Annotated in this window: 14 protein-coding genes and 1 pseudogene; 13 read left to right on the top strand and 2 right to left on the bottom strand. The window is 40.0% G+C overall.

Annotated features, from left to right (window positions below; translation table 11 throughout):
• The first annotated feature begins 639 nt into the window (after window positions 1-639).
• The 12 genes and pseudogenes from ACFSGI_RS11405 to ACFSGI_RS11350 all read left to right on the top strand — a co-directional run bounded on the left by ACFSGI_RS11405 (window position 640) and on the right by ACFSGI_RS11350 (window position 13,044).
• Window positions 640-1,530, top strand: coding sequence for a transporter substrate-binding domain-containing protein (locus tag ACFSGI_RS11405; RefSeq protein ID WP_379283232.1), 891 nt, complete (start codon window positions 640-642; stop codon window positions 1,528-1,530).
• Window positions 1,531-1,563: 33 nt separating this feature from the next.
• Window positions 1,564-2,334, top strand: a complete 771-nt coding sequence (locus ACFSGI_RS11400) for an amino acid ABC transporter permease (RefSeq protein ID WP_204824247.1) — start codon at window positions 1,564-1,566, stop codon at window positions 2,332-2,334.
• Window positions 2,331-3,041, top strand: coding sequence for an amino acid ABC transporter permease (locus tag ACFSGI_RS11395; protein WP_204824246.1), 711 nt, complete (start codon window positions 2,331-2,333; stop codon window positions 3,039-3,041). Before ACFSGI_RS11400 ends, ACFSGI_RS11395 begins: the two co-directional genes overlap by 4 nt.
• Before the next feature lies 1 nt (window position 3,042).
• Entirely contained in the window at window positions 3,043-3,795 is a 753-nt protein-coding gene (locus ACFSGI_RS11390) for an amino acid ABC transporter ATP-binding protein (protein WP_204824245.1), read from the top strand.
• A gap of 38 nt (window positions 3,796-3,833) precedes the next feature.
• Window positions 3,834-4,868 carry an LLM class flavin-dependent oxidoreductase gene (locus ACFSGI_RS11385; protein ID WP_204824244.1) on the top strand — a complete coding sequence of 345 codons (1,035 nt, stop codon included), beginning with the start codon at window positions 3,834-3,836 and terminating at the stop codon, window positions 4,866-4,868.
• Window positions 4,869-4,874: 6 nt separating this feature from the next.
• Window positions 4,875-6,044, top strand: a complete 1,170-nt coding sequence (locus ACFSGI_RS11380; protein ID WP_204824243.1) for an amidohydrolase — start codon at window positions 4,875-4,877, stop codon at window positions 6,042-6,044.
• A gap of 210 nt (window positions 6,045-6,254) precedes the next feature.
• Window positions 6,255-7,199, top strand: coding sequence for an ArsR/SmtB family transcription factor (locus ACFSGI_RS11375; protein WP_204824242.1), 945 nt, complete (start codon window positions 6,255-6,257; stop codon window positions 7,197-7,199).
• 234 nt (window positions 7,200-7,433) lie between these two features.
• Window positions 7,434-9,143 carry an ABC transporter substrate-binding protein gene (locus ACFSGI_RS11370; RefSeq protein WP_204824241.1) on the top strand — a complete coding sequence of 570 codons (1,710 nt, stop codon included), beginning with the start codon at window positions 7,434-7,436 and terminating at the stop codon, window positions 9,141-9,143.
• A 22-nt stretch (window positions 9,144-9,165) separates the two neighbouring features.
• A complete protein-coding gene (locus ACFSGI_RS11365; protein WP_204824240.1) occupies window positions 9,166-10,119 on the top strand; it encodes an ABC transporter permease in 954 nt (317 codons plus the stop codon).
• 18 nt (window positions 10,120-10,137) lie between these two features.
• On the top strand, window positions 10,138-11,064 hold the full coding sequence (opp4C, locus tag ACFSGI_RS11360) for an oligopeptide ABC transporter permease (RefSeq protein ID WP_204824239.1): 927 nt from the start codon (window positions 10,138-10,140) through the stop codon (window positions 11,062-11,064).
• Window positions 11,065-11,074: 10 nt separating this feature from the next.
• Window positions 11,075-12,067 carry an ABC transporter ATP-binding protein gene (locus ACFSGI_RS11355; protein WP_204824238.1) on the top strand — a complete coding sequence of 331 codons (993 nt, stop codon included), beginning with the start codon at window positions 11,075-11,077 and terminating at the stop codon, window positions 12,065-12,067.
• Window positions 12,060-13,044, top strand: a pseudogene (locus ACFSGI_RS11350) (ABC transporter ATP-binding protein). Before ACFSGI_RS11355 ends, ACFSGI_RS11350 begins: the two are co-directional and overlap by 8 nt.
• 215 nt (window positions 13,045-13,259) lie before the next feature.
• Here the strand turns inward: ACFSGI_RS11350 and trhO are convergent.
• Together trhO and rsgA are read right to left on the bottom strand one after the other, a co-directional pair.
• On the bottom strand, window positions 13,260-14,153 hold the full coding sequence (trhO, locus tag ACFSGI_RS11345) for an oxygen-dependent tRNA uridine(34) hydroxylase TrhO (RefSeq protein WP_204824237.1): 894 nt from the start codon (window positions 14,151-14,153) through the stop codon (window positions 13,260-13,262).
• A 595-nt stretch (window positions 14,154-14,748) separates the two neighbouring features.
• Entirely contained in the window at window positions 14,749-15,816 is a 1,068-nt protein-coding gene (rsgA, locus tag ACFSGI_RS11340; protein ID WP_204824236.1) for a ribosome small subunit-dependent GTPase A, read from the bottom strand.
• A 422-nt stretch (window positions 15,817-16,238) separates the two neighbouring features.
• Here rsgA and ACFSGI_RS11335 point away from each other — a divergent pair, with 422 nt between their 5' ends.
• Window positions 16,239-18,608, top strand: coding sequence for an AraC family transcriptional regulator (locus ACFSGI_RS11335; protein WP_204824235.1), 2,370 nt, complete (start codon window positions 16,239-16,241; stop codon window positions 18,606-18,608).
• Window positions 18,609-18,656: the final 48 nt, after the last annotated feature.

Genomic DNA, 18,656 nt, shown 5'->3' with positions numbered 1-18,656 from the left:
AAAATAACCTATTTTCAAACCTAACATGCCAATTCATTACTCCCAAACAATACCTATAAGTCTACAAAAAATCTTATCGACCATTGCCCCAAACCTATTACATCAACCTAATGTATTAAAAGATGTATTGTAAACAAATAGCTCACAAAATTACATCCAATAAGACTTCAAAACTAAAATTCAATACCAAACTTAATACCAATCTATCTAACTAAAGACCATTTTCAACCTAAAGCCCAGCTTATTTTTATCTCTACTGTTACCCTTCCCACAAGGGAAACAAATATACCACCTAAGTATGATTATTTACAATCATTTTCCCTCCAAGCACAAGCGAAGAGGGAAGATTCATTCTGAAAGAGCGAAGCGCTCGCCTTTAAAAGAATATCCCCACCGCAAAGCGGTAAATTCAAGGGATATTCTTTTACTAGCGACGACAAGAAGAATCTACCCTCGTAGCGGCTGTATTTTATTGCACCATCTTACCTCTAACATGTGTTTCCCCCACACCTATTGATTTGTTCAATACACCGATAGAACTTTCCTATTATCCAGGTTATTGACGCTGAGAAAGGACGATGATAGATTTATCACATGCTAAATCCGATTAAGTTGATATGAATTAGGGGGAAGAAGAAAATGAGAAGAAAAACAGGACTAACAGTACTAACATTATGGGTGGCTATTTTGATGCTGGTACTGTCAGGGTGCGCATCAGTTAGCGAATCAAGTGGAGGTTCAGCAGGAGGAACGTCTTCTGCATCAGATAGCAATAATGCAACAGCTTCTACAGGCGGTGTAAAGAAGATCATCGTCGGTACAGGAACAGCTTTCCCCAATGTCTGCTTTATTGATGAGAACGGTAAGCTTACCGGCTATGATGTTGAATTGGTACGTGAGATTGATAAACGTTTACCGGATGTAGAATTTGAATTTAAAACGATGGAATTCTCCAATCTATTACTAAGCCTGGAAACGAACAAAATTGATTTTGTTGCTCACCAGATGGAGACAAATCCTGAACGTGAACAAAAATATCTATTTAACAAAGTACCCTATAGCATTTTCCTTAACCGTGTAGCGGTTGCCAAAGATAACAATACGATCAAAGGGCTAGATGATCTGGTTGGAAAAAAAGTACTGACAGGAGCTACAAGCAATGCGGCTTATCTACTTAATGAATATAACAAGACACATAACAACGGTATAGATGTTGTCTATAGTAGTGGAGCAGCCAATGATACTGTACAACAAATCGTATCAGGGCGGGTAGATGCTACGATTACTACAGACTTTGCCAATCGTTTCAATACAGATGCTGACGGTAATGTAGCACTCAAAACAGTCGGTGAACCGTTAAATCAATCCAATGTCTTTTTCGTTTTCCGCAAAGACGAGCAACCTCTTGCTGACGAGATCGATCAAGCGATCACTGAAATTAAAGCAGATGGAACACTCAAAAAATTAAGTGAGCAATGGTTAGGTGACGATTTCACCAAAACATTAGAAGAAGCCAAAGTAACCAAATAAGACAACGAGCCAGTAGAAAGGAGCACATAATACATGAGCAGAAAATTCGATATCACGTATGTGTTTGATTTTATTCCCAAGTTGTTGGCTTATCTTAATATCACACTGCTCATTGTAGGTAGCTCGATTCTATTAGGTCTTGTGATCGGAATGCTTGTTGCTTTACCTCGTCTCTATAATGTGCCTGTGCTCAAGCGTATCTCGCAAGTGTATGTATCGTTTTTTCGTGGGACACCGATTCTAATTCAATTATTCCTGATTTATTATGGACTTCCGACGATTCTGCAATGGATCAATATCGATATTTCTAGAGTGGCGGTGTTGTACTTTGTGATTCTGGCGTATGCACTGAACAGTGGAGCTTTTGTCTCTGAAATGATAAGAGCTTCTGTCAGTGCAGTCGATAAAGGACAAATTGAAGCCGCACAATCGATCGGAATGAGTGGATATCAGACGTTTACACGTATTATTTTGCCCCAGGCGTTAGCAATCAGTATTCCGTTATTCGGTAATCTGGTGATCGGCAATCTGAAAGACACTTCGCTTGCTTTTACGTTAGGTGTAATGGAGATGACAGGCAGATCACAGACACTAGGAACAGCAACACAACATTTTGTAGAGACGTATATTGCTTTATCTTTAATCTACTTTGTAATCAGTATGATTTTGGAACAAGTGTTTTTATGGTTAGAACGTCGTCTACATCGTCATGAAGCAAGTGTGAGACAGAGTTCAGCAGTCATACGACGCAAATGGTTGAGCCGTCCTGTATCTGCACTTAGCAAAGGAGGTAGAAGTGGATGACACTTGATCCATCGTTTATGTGGACAGCATTTCTAAGCCTTTTTAAAGCATTACCGACTACGCTTATGATTACTTTTGTTTCTGTGATCTGCGGTCTATTGATAGGAACGGGGGTAGCATTATGTCGCATTTATCGAATTCCTGGATTGTCTCAGCTTTCTACCGCTTACGTGACTTTTATACGCGGTACACCGATGTTGATGCATTTATTGTTAATTTATTTTGGCTTACCGATTCTGATCGATAGTCTATCTGCTCACTTAGGATGGTCATTGACTTCAGCATCAATTCCACTGATTGGATTTGTCTTTATTGCCTTTTCAATTACCGCAGGAGCGTATATGTCTGAAGTGGTAAGAGCCGGCATTGTTGCAGTCGATCGCGGACAGATCGAAGCGGCTCATTCCATTGGAATGACGACACCGCAAGCTTTACGCCGAATCGTGTTGCCACAAGCTTTAGCAGTCAGCCTACCGAATTTATCAAATTCAGTCATTGGGATGTTACATGGATCAACACTTGCTTATACGATCTCTGTTGTTGAAATTAATGCTCAAGCGCTGGTGGTTGCTGCGAACAACTGGAAATACTTTGAAGCGTATATCGCTGCTGCTGTTTTGTTCTGGGGATTGACGTTATTGATCGAACGAGGCAGTGGATGGTTAGAAAAACGTCTCAACGCTTATCATCGCGGAGGTGTGATGTAATATGATTCAACTGGAACAAATATCGAAGTCATTTGGCAAACATGAAGTGCTTCATCATATTGATCTGCAAGTGAAAAAAGGGGAAGTAGTCGTTATTCTAGGCCCAAGTGGTTCCGGTAAAACAACGCTACTACGCTGTATTAATTATTTGGAAAAGCCGGATGCAGGACAGATTACGATCGGTGATCTACATGTCGATACCAAGCATCCTACTAAAAAAGAAATCCATGCGCTACGTCAACAGACAGCGATGGTTTTTCAACAATATAATCTATTCAAGCATAAAACAGCACTGGAAAATGTGATGGAAGGATTAACCATTGTTCGTAAAATTCCTAAAGATAAAGCACGCGAGATCAGTGTACAGGTACTTGAAAAAGTAGGGCTTGGGACTAAATTAGATCATTATCCGAGTCAGCTATCCGGTGGGCAACAGCAACGTGTTGGCATCGCTAGAGCACTGGCTTTGAATCCAGAAGTGATCCTTTTTGATGAACCGACTTCAGCACTTGATCCAGAACTGGTCGGTGAAGTGTTAAGTGTTATTCGCAAAATAGCGAAAGAAGGAATCACAATGATCGTCGTAACTCACGAAATGGATTTTGCCAGAGATGTTGCGAATCATGTGGTATTTATGGACGGTGGAGTCGTTGTTGAAGAAGGAACGCCGGAAGAGATTTTTCAACGTCCCAAAGAAGAACGTACCCGTCAATTTTTAAGCCGTATTACACCGCAAGCTATGTATTCTATTTGAAAAATAGCAGTACACATCGATTAAGGGAGGAACAGAAAATGAGTATTCCGATAGGTATTTTGGATCAAAGCCCACAATTTGCAGGAGAAACCGCAGAAGATGCTTTTCGACATACGATAGAGCTTGCTCAAATTGCTGAAGAATTGGGTTATCGTCGGTTCTGGGTATCCGAGCATCATGATTCTGCTCATGTAGCTGGTTCTTCACCGGAAGTCTTAATCTCGTATTTGCTCGCCAAAACGAAAAAAATCACAATTGGCTCAGGTGGAGTCATGTTACAACATTATAGCCCGTACAAAGTTGCTGAGAATTTTAATGTATTATCTACACTTGCACCAGGCAGAGTAGAATTAGGAATAGGGCGTGCTCCAGGAGGCTTACCACGATCAACACGTGCTTTACAAGGAGACCAGCCGTCAAGTTCTTTAAGCTTAACAGACAAAATTATCGAAACACGCAATTATATCTACAATCGAATCGCAGATGATCATGCGCTAGCCGGTATTCATGTCAGCCCGAATCCTGCGCAACCTGCTAATTTATTTGTACTTGGAGCAAGTTCCAACAGTGCAGAAGTAGCGGCAACATTAGGATTGCCCTATGTATTCTCTCAATTTATCAATGGCGATGAAGAAGTGGCTCTTACGGCTGTACGTAATTATCGCGAGCAATTCGTTCCTTCGATTGAATATCCGAAACCACATGTTATTCTTGCTTTGTCTATAATTGTTGCAGAGACAGAAGAAGAAGCTGCACAATTAGCAGGTGAGAATTTATCTGTTAAGATTCATCTGGAAAGTGGTAAAGTACTTACAGTAGGTACGATTGAGCAAGCGGAAGAATTTGGTAGACAATCTGCTGAAAAATATCGGATCGAAGTGAAAGAAGCCAAAGTAGTCAAAGGTTCTCCTTCGTCAGTGTATCAACAATTATCCGATATTCGTAAGAAATACGGTATCGAAGAATTGGTTGTGCATACAGTGATTCAGAATTTTCATAAACGTGTGCGTTCATTTGAATTATTACAACAAGCCTTTGTTCAGGCAGAGGTCGAAGCTTCATTGGAGGTGTAATATAACATGCCGTTAACGAAAGGGCTTCAACAGCAACTTACTGATATCCGTAGACATATTCATCGTTATCCTGAATTATCAGGGGAAGAAATACAGACAACAGCCTATATCCGTCAATTGTTAGAAGCGGCAGATATAGAGATTCTTTCTTTTCCTGATCTGAAAACAGGCATTATCGCAGAGATTGGAACAGGAGAATCTGTCATTGCGCTACGTGCAGATATTGATGCTTTACCTGTACAAGAAGAGACAGGATTACCTTTTGCTTCAGAAATTAAAGGTAACATGCACGCATGTGGTCATGATTTTCATACGGCTTCTTTGCTAGGAGCGGCTTATCTGCTCAAAGAACAGGAGCATCAACTGCAAGGAAGAGTACGATTGATTTTTCAACCTGCTGAGGAAAAAGCCAAAGGAGCTCAGCAAGTAATCGCAAGTGGAGTACTGGAAGATGTACAAGCGATCTTCGGACTTCATAACAAGCCTGATCTACCTGTAGGCACAGTAGGGATTCGAAATGGTGCACTAATGGCAGCAGCAGATGGATTTATTGTAGAAGTAGCGGGAGTCGGTACACACGCTGCTGTACCGGAAGCAGGTATTGATCCAATTGTTGTCTCTGCACATATTGTGACAGCATTACAATCGATCGTCAGTCGCAATATTAGCTCTCAACAAGGTGCTGTAATTAGTGTAACCCAGTTAAATAGCGGACATGTATGGAACGTAATTCCTGATCGGGCTGTTTTGCAAGGAACAATCCGTACATTTGATGAACAGGTACGAGAGCAAGTGTTAGCTCGATTTGAACAGATTGTGGAAGGTGTAGCAAATGCTTTTGGCACATCTGCCCATATAAAATGGTTATCCGGCCCACCTCCTGTTCTGAATGATGAGCAGTGGACAGGAGCAGCGCATATCGCAGCCGAACAAAGTGATCTGCAAGTAGTAGAGCCTGCTGTATCACCGGCAAGTGAAGATTTTTCTTTTTATCAAAAAGAAGTGCCAGGTGTCTTTATCTTTGTGGGTACGTCAGGCCCGCAAGAGTGGCATCATCCGTCATTTGATGTCGATGAACGTGCATTAAGCAGTACAGCTACATTTTTGGCAAATACAGCGTCTGTTGCATTGAAGCAAGCCAAACAATACGCTATTTCAGCAACACATTTATCTTAATTTCAGTCTGGTACTAACTTGAAGCTGTTTCTTTGGGAAAAAGTAGTCATGTGTAAAGGCTATGATGATCAAAGAAACAGCTTTTTGTTGTGCCTTGTCTTAGTGTTACGTTGTATGCCTTGTATCCAGTGAATAAATGCAATTGGGATAATAGATTGCCAAAGTAATCGCGGATACGATAAAATACGCCCAAGAAAGGTTGTGTCTGTATTGAGTGATTCGCTGACTGTTTCCAAGTCTATCCCCTATACGATTGAGCTTCAATTTAACCCTTTATATGAATGTCTTAACAGCTTGCATACGTATATTTGCCGTCCTTCTTATAAAAAAATCGATCTAGACCCTTCCTGGGCCAAATCGATAGAGGAGCGCTTACCTTCTGCATTTGCAGAGCGTCTGGCTCAGACTGCAATCGATGCAGACTGGAGATTGATCGTTTTGCTCGTCTGTTGCTGTGGCAAAGACACACCTGAACAATTTATCCAATGGATAGAAGAGATGACAGTACAACAATTAGAAGCACTCATTTCTGAATATACATCACTTCCAGTTCAGGGTGTAGCGCGCTTACGTAGCCGCATACTGATTTTGTTTCAACAATGGAATGAATATTACTTTTCGACGATCGATCAGCAGATTATTACAGGGCTTCAACAAGAATATGAACAGAAACAAGTGATACTCAAGCAACAACATCATCTGGATACTTTTGTAGATGAATTGACCAATGGGATTATATTTGAACCGGATACTGAACCCAAGCGTCTTATTCTTATTCCTCATTATCACTTCAAACCGCTTAATATTATTTATGCCTATAATTTATTGGTTATCTGTCATTATCCTGCTAAATTGTACTTGGGCGATTCTGCTGAATTACCGCCTTATGAATATCGTGTTATTCGAGCACTGGCTGAACAGAGCCGTTTGAAAATATTAAAATATCTGTATAATGGGCCACGTAGCTTTATCGAAATTGTACGTCATTTAGGATTATCGAAAGGCATTACGCATGATCATGTTACCAAGTTACGTAGTGCTGGCTTACTCCATGCACATATTCAAGGAGAAACGCTAACAGTTTATAGTCTGCGCACTTATGCGATTGATCATCTACAACAGATGTTAATGCATTTTATTGAAAACGATAAATAGATAAAGTCTATATGCTACTCGATCGTTTCTAGAACAGGAACGATCTTTTTGCTGTGCTTTGAGATAGCAGTAGAATGTGATGCAAGCATGATCTATTCAACTGTTAGATATTAACTTTTTTCGGAAATGATTTTAAGTTCTCTCTTTACAGAACCGTTTTAGATTCCTATAATAGCTTTACCGACTAATAACATAGTTAACAGGTCGGAATAATAAATATTAGGGGAATGTATGATGAAAAAAAGTGTAACTTTACTATCTGGCGTGCTTATGGCTTCTTTGTTATTTACAGCATGCTCTAGTGGAGGAGCTGACAATAGCAGTTCTTCAGCAGCAAATGGCACAACCGCAGCACAGCAGACTACTGCTTTGACCAGTTTATTCAAAGCACCTGATCTTACCAAGTTACCTGCTACTGCTCAGCAACGTACAGATACGATTATTATGGCGTTAACCGATCCAGCAGGAGCGTTCACTCCTTATTTCCATCAAAGCGGATATGATGGCAATGTGTCCTCGCTACTATATGCGCCGCTAGTGACAACAGATGATAAAGGACTACCGACTCCTAATCTGGCTGAAAGTTGGGATTTGTCCAAAGATCAACTTACATATACGTTTCATTTGCGTAAAAATTTGAAATTTAGTGATGGCTCGCCCCTTACCGCAGACGATGTAGCGTTCACCTGGACGATTTTGCATGACAAATCGTACGACAACGATTCTCTTATTCCAACATTAGGGATTGTAGGTGGAGCAGCATACAAAGCCGGCAAAGCATCGACAATCTCAGGCATCAAAGTTATTGATCCACAGACCATTTCAGTAACGATTGAGAAGCCTAATGCAACTGCATTGTTAACGCTAGGAAGTGATGTATTATCCAAAGCCTATTATGGCAAAGACTATAAATTCGGCGAACTGGAATATATCAAAAAGTTACATCAGACTCCACTTGGCAATGGGCCGTATGTTTTAACCAAATTTATTCCAGGGCAAGAAGTGCGTTTTACAGCCAATGAGAATTATTTCAAAGGCGCACCTAAAACGAAAAAATTTATCTACAAAACATCAGAAGGGGATACATGGCAATATGTAGAGACAGGGGAAATCGATTTTGCTTCCTTTAGCGCTACTCAAGAAAATATCGACAAACTCAAAAGTTTGGGATTTGTTAATATTTTGCCGTATACGCCGAGTACGTATAGCTTTTTACAAGCCAATCTAGAGCATGAAGCATTGAAAGACAAAAAAGTACGTCAAGCGATTGCTTACGGACTGGATCGTCAAAGTATCTATGTAGATGCCAATCAAGGTGCAGGGGAAATTGCTAATATTCCTGCGGCTCCGATCTCATGGGCATACACCACCGATGGCATCAATCCTTATGCTTATAGCGCAGAAAAAGCGAATCAATTGCTGGATGAAGCAGGATGGGTAGCCGGAGCAGATGGGATTCGTGAAAAAGATGGTCAAAAGCTGACTCTACATTATCTAGGTTCCAAAAGCCCACAAACCGATATCTTTATCGCTGTTGCCACTGAAAACTTCAAAGCGATCGGTGTCGATTTCCAACCGGAAGTATTTGCAGATTTCAACTCGCTTGCTTCTAAAGTGGAAGGTGGAGATTATGATCTAGCTTCATTCTCGACACCGATGTTAACAGATCCTTCCGATGGATTGGTGCAATTTCTGGATGGAGAGATCAAAGGATATGATAATCCTGAATTTGTGAAATTGTATAACGAAGCGTTAGCTACCAACGATATTGAACAACGCAAAAAAATCTATGCTGATATTTTCAAATTATTAAATGATGATCTGCCTGTCATTTTCACTAACTACAAAAAAGTTGTGTATGCCTATAACGGACGTATTCAAGATTTGACCGTAAGTCCATTTAACGGTATTGCATCCAGTGTACCGCAATGGAATTTGAAGTAATCGGTAACAAGGAGTTGAGCATATGAGTAGCTACTTAATCAAGCGTCTAGCGTATACTCTGTTTATTTTATTAGCAGCATCGTTATTGATCTTTTGCCTGTATGCATTAACTCCCGGAGATTTTATAACAGGTAATATCAAGTTAAGCCCTGAACGCAAAGCGGAATTGCGCGAGTTATACGGGTTAAATAAACCACTATTAGAACGTTATGTGATCTGGATGAACAATGCGTTTCATGGGAATTTTGGTTATTCGCTGGATAAGCAACAACCGGTGTTAACGTTATTTAATCAGTATGTATGGAATTCATTTTTATTAGCGATTGTATCTACATTTCTAACGTGGCTTATTGCTGTGATTATTGGTGTCATTGCAGCGTATAAGCAGTATTCATGGTTTGATACGCTGGTGATGGTTGGTATATTTGCCGCTATGTCGATTCCGTCTTTTTTTATTGGATTATTTTTGATTAAAATACTGGCGGTCGATTTTAAATGGTTACCACCCGGAGGAATGTTAACAACAGGTAGCAATGCTACAGGAATCGCTTATCTGGAAGAAGTTATTCATCATATGACATTGCCGGTGATTGTTATGACATTGCTGGGTGTAGGATCATTAACCCGTTATTTCCGCAGTAATATGATCGATGTGATTCAGCAAGATTATATCCGTACTGCTCGTGCTAAAGGATTAAGTGAGCGCAAAGTGTTATTTACTCATGCTTTGCGTAATGCACTATTGCCTGCGATTACACTGGTCGGATTTGAATTACCTGCATTGTTCGGTGGATCGCTGATTATTGAACGGATTTTCAATTGGCCGGGAATCGGTCAATTGTATATGCAGTCATTTACTGTTCGTGATTACCCGCTGTTGATGGGCTTTACGATGTTTATCGCTGTATTGACTGTTATCGGTACATTATTATCGGATATTTTGTATCATGTCGCTGATCCGCGTGTGAAAATCTAGCAGAATAAGGAGGATCATATGCCATCTATACAGGCTGAAGTGACAAATGTAGCTACCCATAGACCCCAGACTGTCAAATCGTCTTTATGGCGACAGTCGATTCGTAAATTATTAAAAAACAAACTAGCTGTAGGTGGATTCGCAGTCGTTGTTTTTATGTTTTTGCTTTGTTTTGTAGGCCCTTTATTTTCACCATATACCGACAATAAAGTGAATATGGCGATGATGAACAAAGCGCCTAATATTCATCACTGGCTCGGCACAGATAAATTAGGTCGAGATGTATTAACACGTGTGATGCAAGCAGGGAGAATCTCGTTAACCGTAGGTATTGCTTCAATGTTTTTGTCTGTATTTATCGGCACATTGTTAGGTGCTATCGCAGGATACTATCGGGGAATCGTTGATCAAGTGATTATGCGTATTGCCGATCTATTGCTCACGATTCCAAGTCTACCGTTATTGTTTATTTTTGGAGCCTTGTTATCAGAATGGAAAGTACCTACAGATTACCGCATGTATATCGTAATGCTTATTCTCAGTCTCGTAGGATGGCCTTCGCTGGCACGTATGGTGAGAGGGCAGTTGTTGTCTTTGCGTGAACGGGAATTTATGCAAGCGACGATAGTGTTAGGATTGCGTGATCGTCGTAAGTTATTGAACCATTTATTGCCGAATCTAGTGCCACTATTAATCGTTATCGCTACGCTTAATATCGGTGGCGCAATTCTAAGTGAATCGGTATTAAGCTTTTTCGGGTTAGGTGTTATGCCGCCTACTCCAACATGGGGCAATATGATTGATGCAGCAAATAATATGATCGATTTTCAAGAACGTCCATGGTTATGGGTTCCACCCGGTTTTTCTATTTTTGCAACAGTGATTGCGATTAATATTTTTGGGGACGGGTTGCGAGACGTGCTTGATCCGAAACAAAAAAGGTAGGTGAATCAACATGAGTACCGATTCGTTATTGCATATTCAGCATTTAAGCACCTATTTTGATACTGATGATGGCACTGTCAAAGCAGTCGATGATATTAGTCTACGTGTTCGCCCCGGTGAAATTGTCTGTATTGTCGGTGAATCTGGTTGTGGTAAAAGTATTACTGCACTGTCTGTGATGGGGTTGATCGAAGCACCTGCCGGACGGATTGCAGAAGGTGTAATTGATTTTGACGGGCAAAATTTATTGAATTTGAGTAAAAATCATCTGCGAAGTATTCGTGGTAACGATATCGCTATGATTTTTCAGGAACCGATGTCTTCACTCAATCCTGTACTAACAATCGGTGAGCAAATGAGCGAGCCATTGATGATTCATAAAAAGATGAATAAAAAACAAGCTCAACAACGCGTATTGGAATTGATTACACAGGTAGGTATTTCCCGTCCAGAACAGATTGCCAAGTCATATCCACATGAATTAAGTGGAGGGATGTTACAGCGTATTATGATTGCTATCGCTATCTCTTGTGATCCCAAGCTATTAATAGCAGATGAACCCACAACAGCGCTTGATGTTACGATTCAAGCACAGATTTTGGATATGTTACGGGAGTTCCGCAGTCAATCGGATATGTCGATTCTGCTGATTACACATGATTTGGGCGTGGTCGCTGAGATGGCAGATTATGTGATCGTCATGTATTCAGGCAAAATTGTAGAAGAAGGCGAAGTCGTTGAATTATTTGCGAATCCTCGTCATCCGTATACACAAGGATTACTGCGTTCTAAGCCTATTATGAACCAACGACAAAAAGAATTGTATTCGATTCCGGGATATGTACCGAATCCGCTAGAATTACAAAAATCCTGTTATTTCCATGAGCGGTGCGAGCATTGTATGGATATTTGTCGTACACAAGAACCTCCATTACGTGATCTGGACAACGGCCAAAAAACGGCTTGCTGGTTGTACGAAAAGGAGGCTATCGTTCATGTCTGAAGCCTTACTTGATATTCAGCATCTCAAAAAATACTTTCCTATCAAATCCGGTCTACTGAGTCGAACAGTAGGACAGGTCAAAGCAGTCGATGATATCAGCATTACGATTCAGCCAGGAGAAACATTTGGTCTGGTTGGAGAATCAGGTAGCGGGAAAAGCACAGTAGGGCGTACCGCTATTCGGTTAACTGACAAAACCGCAGGAGAAGTTCGATTTAAAGGAACAGATATTTACAATTTGCCACCGGAACAATTGCGACAGTTGCGTCCCAAAATGCAGTTGATTTTTCAAGACCCGTATAGTTCGCTTAATCCACGTGTACGGATCGGAGAAGCGATCGGAGAAGCTTTGTTAGATCATGGTCTAGCACCTGCTTCTGATATTCGGGATCGCGTCAAAGAAGTGCTGTCTGCATGCGGATTATCATCTTATCATATCGATCGTTTTCCACATGAATTTTCTGGAGGTCAACGTCAACGTATTGGAATTGCACGAGCATTGGTACTAAATCCAGAACTGATTATTGCTGATGAACCAGTATCAGCACTGGATGTATCGATTCAAGCTCAGATTATTAATCTATTTAGTCATTTGCAGGAGAGTAAAGGACTTGCAGGAGAGTAAAGGACTAACGTATCTGTTTATTTCGCATGATTTGAGTGTAGTAGAACATCTATGTTCGCGTATAGGAGTAATGTATCTTGGTTCGATGGTGGAGACTGCTTCCAGAGATGAATTGTTCCGTCATCCATTACATCCATATACCAAAGCTTTGTTATCTGCGGTACCGATTCCTATTCCCAAGTTAAAACGTGAACGGATTGTGTTAAAAGGGGATATCCCAAGCCCGGCTAATCCACCTTCGGGTTGCAAATTCCATACCCGGTGTCCATTTGCAGAACAACGTTGTAAAGACGAAGTTCCTGTATTCCGCAATATGGGTAGCGACCATTGGGTTGCATGTCATCTGGTGTAGATGTATAAGCTTATAAGTAATGAGTATATTCACATATCTATGCTGATTCAAATGTATACAGATCATAGAGGTATGAGAGTTCTGTATCCTATAGCGATAGGTAGCTATAGTGAAATAAGAACATAGAACTTCAAAAAATGATATGTAAACTTAATCTATCTAGCAAAAAGCCAATGATCTTTTAAAAGATCATTGGCTTTTTTGGTATTATCTATTTAGTTAGAAGCTGTCACTGCTACTTGCTGACGGCAAGCATCCGAGCAGAAATGTTCGTGTTCTTCTTTGCAAGACTCGCATACGACATGTTGCAAGTTACATGTCGGGCAGTTGATATAATCGTCTGTTGGTGCTTCACAATGATAGCATTTGCCTACAATAATATCTTCATCGGTATGGTTAATCGGAATTGAAATACGTTCGTCAAATACATAACATTTCCCATCAAACAATCGTCCTTGTACTTCAGGATCTTTGCTGTAAGTAACAATACCGCCTTCTAATTGAGCAACATCGTTAAAGCCTTCTTTCATTAAGAAACCGGTTAGCTTTTCACAACGTACGCCACCTGTGCAGTATGTCAAAATCTTTTTGTCTTTAAACTGACTCATATTTTCTCTGATCCATTCAGGGAATTCGCGAGAAGATTCTACATCAGGACGGATCGCTCCACGGAAATGACCGATATCGTATTCATAATCGTTACGACCATCTAAGACAATTACATCTTCTTGTTGAAGTTGTTCATAAAATTCTTTCGGTGAAAGGTGCTTACCTGTAAATTCGCTAGCATCCCATTCTTCTTCAAAGCGGAATGTAACCAATTCATCTTTAGGACGCACAAACATTTTCTTGAAAGCATGTTCTTCCGATTCATCTATTTTGAACACTGTATCAGCAAATCGTGGATCTGCTAGTAAGTCTTGCATATACTGTTCAGTCTGCTCAAAATCACCTGACAATGTACCATTAATACCTTCTGGTGCGATTAGAATTCTTCCTTTGATTCCTAACTTTTTGCAATATTTCAAATGCTCTGCGGCAAGTGCTTCATGATCATCAATTTTGACAAATTTATAAAATAATAAAATCCGGTATGGACTCGTAGACATATTCATCACCCTATATATAAAAATTTTAATTTTGCACCGACGTACAATATAATCGCAATCATAAATTTTACGCTTCTCTTGGGGGTTAGTCAATGAAAATGTATAGAAAGGGGGATTTAAATTGTATACGAGTAGGTAGGGGAACGCTGTGTGAAGCAAATTGTTCTTGTCGTCGCTGGTGCTATAGAATCCCTTGAATAACCGCTTTGCGGTGGGGATTACATAGCAAAGGCGAGCGCTTCGCTCTTTCAGAACTATTTGATTCACTCCGCTCCGATGAGGGAGGCAATTTAAATCATGGTGGGGAGGGCAGGTGGAGTTGGTATAGAGAGATAAGAAGGTGGGTGAGAATGAGATACGTGTGTGATATATAGTAGAATTATTGTGGGAATGGGAAGAGGATTGTAACTATTCCTATTAGTAGAAAATAGAAAAGTTAGTAGAAAATAAAAAAAAGAGCTGTCTATAGAAATAGACAGCCGGAAATGCAGGATAGAATATATAATTGTGGTAAAAAAGAGTGATCACAAAAAAATATGATATTCAAGCCTGTATACATTGCAATCATAAAGTGTGATCTCATGTTACATAGGTATTAGCGATTTGCGCGGTTTTTGGAATTTTGTTTTTGGGTTTTGGATAATGTTTTCCATTTTTGTTTTTCCTGGCGCAGTTGAGTGACGTTATTTTTGCGTTCATTGTATGCTAATTCTTTTTTGAGTTTGAGCCAATTGTTATAGTGTTTTTGTGGCAGTATGCCTTCGGTCAATGCTTGCTGAACAGCGCAGTCTGGTTGATCCTGTGTATGAGCGCAGTCATGGAAGCGACAGTTTGCAGCTAGAGATTCGATATCATGAAACGTTTCTTCTAGTCCAGTCGAAGCTTGTCCTATACCCAGACTTCGCATTCCGGGAGTATCAATCACGATCATACCATTGTGCAATAAATGCAGTTCACGATGAGTCGTGGTGTGTTTACCTTTAGCATCGTCTTCACGAATCGCATTTGTTTTCATTTTGTATTCACCTGCCAGCGCGTTAACAAGTGAGGATTTACCGACACCAGAAGAACCGAGCAATACTAGCGTCTCGCCAACAGCAAAATGTGCTTGTAATTCGGTTAATCCTTCGCCATGAATACTATCGACTGGATAGACAGGCACACCAAAGCCAGCAAGTTCTAATTGTTGAAGATAGTGATCCAATTGATCGGTTAGATCACTTTTGGTTACGATAATAAGCGGTTGTGCTCCGCTATTCCAGGCAATCGTCAAATAGCGCTCAATACGATTCAGATTAAAATCATCATTTGCCGAGCACACAAGTAGACAATAATCAAAGTTAGCAGCTACAACCTGTTCACCTATATCAGGATCATCGCGCAAAATAATCGATTTGCGCGGTAACACTTGATGGATAAGTGAAGTATCGCCGGGGTGACTTTCAAGAGCGACAAAATCACCAATCGAAGGGCGATCGACTCGTACAGCATCGCGGAACGAAGAGGTTTTGAGTTTGGCTAAGTGTTCGCCATCTTCCGAGACGACGCGGTATACATGTTTGAATACAGCACTAATACGTGCCGGAATAAGACGTTCGGACGTCTCATAGGTTGCAAAGTGCGCAGCAAAATAATCGTTATATCCATAATCATTAATATTCAATTCAGTTAGCTCCTTTGTTGTATCGGGAGCTTGTTTACGTTATCCGTTCATTTCTCCCGATTGGAAATAGGTTCTATGCGGCGTGTGATGGGGTGTACGTTCAATAGTCATCATTATGAATCATCCTTTCTGTTCGGGATTTCACCAACAGTATAACAGAAAATGGATAAAAAGGAATAGCAAAAATAAAAGAGACGCATAAACATAACCAGGATTGTAAATAGAATGTTATCTTTTACACGTTATAAATGATTCTTTTATGATCAAAAAGAACTAAATTTGTAAGCAAATCGCAAAAATACCTTTTCAGTCCGAAAAAATAAGTTACAATTAACTTGTCAATATTTGTTGAATACATGTAAATTCAATACTAATGTTCCAATGATCATAGCGTAATTACGTTTGATGTGAGGAGGAAGCAGATGAATCCGAAGCGTACAAGTTCAAGGTTGTTGCGGAGTTATATGTTGTCTTATTTACTTATTTTTCTGATTCCTCTCATTTTGATTACCGTTCTGGTCTATCAAAGTGCTGTAAAAAGTCTACGCACTGAAATAGAGCAGTCGAATGTGAATCAGCTAAGTCAGGTACGAATGACGATTGATGGACGAATGAAAGAGTTAAGCGATATTGCCGCTCGAATCAGTTACGACAACAATCTTACTTCTTACATGGTGAAGCATCCTTACTATAGTCGTGAAGCGATTAATACACTGGCTCAATATCGAGCCAACAGTTCGATTATCGATGAGTTATTTCTTTATTTTCATAATGATTCAATGATCTATTCTTCGCAAGGATTAAGCAATTTGAATGTGGTTTTTGGACGCACGTATGAATTTAATAATTGGACAAATGAGCAGATTACGCATGATCTCAATAAGATTAATTATCCGATGACTCGTTTAACCGAGCAATTGGGTACTCATTCACGCCAACGTTCGATGTTATTACATATTGTTCCGATCAAGCCTGCTGATGCGTATCCGTATGCTTCTGTAGTGTATTTGATAGAAGAATCCAAATTGACCGGAATGATGGATTCGATTTTGAATGATTTTAAAGGCAATAGTTATATTTTCGACAATACAGGTCAGGTACTTACCGTCAATAACCATGATCAACCTGTGCAAAATCAAGAATTGAATACGCTTTCAGGATTGGGAGAAGGTATTCATAGTATGATGCTAAATGGCAAACCGCAGTCTGTGGTGTCAGTAACTTCAGCGCAAAATGGTTGGACATATGTCACTACGATGCCAAGTGATCAATTTTTTAGTCGAATTTTTCATATTCAGACATTGATTATACTGGTGTTCGGATTGATTGCTTTGGCGGGTATTCCTATCGCTGTATTGCTAGCACGTAGACAGTATCATCCGCTACGTGATCTGGTCGAATTTGCCAAAGAAAAAGCAAATCATTCGGCAATTTCTTCTGTTGCTAGTACAACTTCTAATGAATGGACATGGATCAAAAACACATTGCATGATTATCGATATCAGATGGATATGCAGGAACCGTATGTGCGTCACCAGTGCTTACTGTTGTTAATGAAGCATGGCAAGCCAGACGATCCAGAGACGATACGTGTTATAGACAATCTGGGACTAGAAGCAGATCATCATCATTATTTTGTCATGATAGTAGCCAGTGATATGTTATCGGCAGCAAGAAATACAGAGACTTTACAAACTACAGATATAGATATTGCTGAGACCCAGCGTTTGGAGAAATTACTAGACCCGTATTTGTTTTTACCGGATATTTTGGCGGAAATCGATCTTCCTCATTTAAATGCGCATATTTACGGTATAGATTACTCATCAGGGAATCGGTTAGCTCTGGCAGTATGCTGGCATCAGATTGAAGCAGTAGAGCGTCAGCAACAAATGAAGCAGATTGTAGAAGCCGTCAGAGAAATTGTATTTGAACATTATTATACGTTGCCAACAGTAGGGGTAGGGACAAGTTACGAGAGCTTAGATGAGTTAAATCAATCTTTTATCGAAGCGGCAACAGCGATGGAATATCGATTAACGGATACCCAGCATAGTGTCACATACTTTGATCAATTAAATAGTGAAGCGGATCGCCCGTCAGGTGAACATTATTGGATTACAAATGAATCGTTATTAAAATTATCGCAAAGCTTGAAGCAAGGGAATATTATGGTTGCTTCTCATATGGTGCAGACGATTGTAGCAGATGTACGCTCACAAGCTTTACCTCTTTCATTGATGCGCTGTGTTTTATTTGATCTACTAAATACAGTGCTCAAAGCGGCTTCAGAAGTCGGATTAATACGAAGTATACGCGATATGCCGAAGCTGGCTTCTTTTGAACGAACCGAAGAGTTAGAAGAGCAACTGCATCTGTTGATTGCACGCATCTGTACCTGTGCAGAACACAAAGAAGAAACCAAGCAATTATCGATGATGGATCAAGTGCTTGCTTATGTCAAAGAACAGTATTGTGATTATGCACTAAGTCTAGAAGGAGTCGCTCAACAATTTTCGATTTCTAGTTCGTATCTCAGTCGCACATTTAAAGAAAAAACAGGGCATACGTTTTCTCAATATGTGTGGCAATTACGTATGGATGAAGTGATCCGGCAGATGAATGATACTAACGATCCACTGAAAGATATTATTTTGCGTGTAGGATATCTGGATACAGCTAATTTTATTCGTAAATTTAAAAAAGAAACAGGCTGTACACCGGGACAATACCGTAAGCAAAGTCTGCAAAATGAAGATCATAATCTACCGATTAACAATAGTACAGGCTAATCAAGATCAATATCGTTTGTACCATGAAAAAAGACCTCAATCGCTATA

The organism is Paenibacillus nicotianae (assembly GCF_042681745.1).
Classification (GTDB): Bacteria; Bacillota; Bacilli; order Paenibacillales; family Paenibacillaceae; genus Saccharibacillus; species Saccharibacillus nicotianae.
Note: the sequence above shows the minus strand (reverse complement) of the source record. Positions and strands in the feature narration are given on the sequence as shown.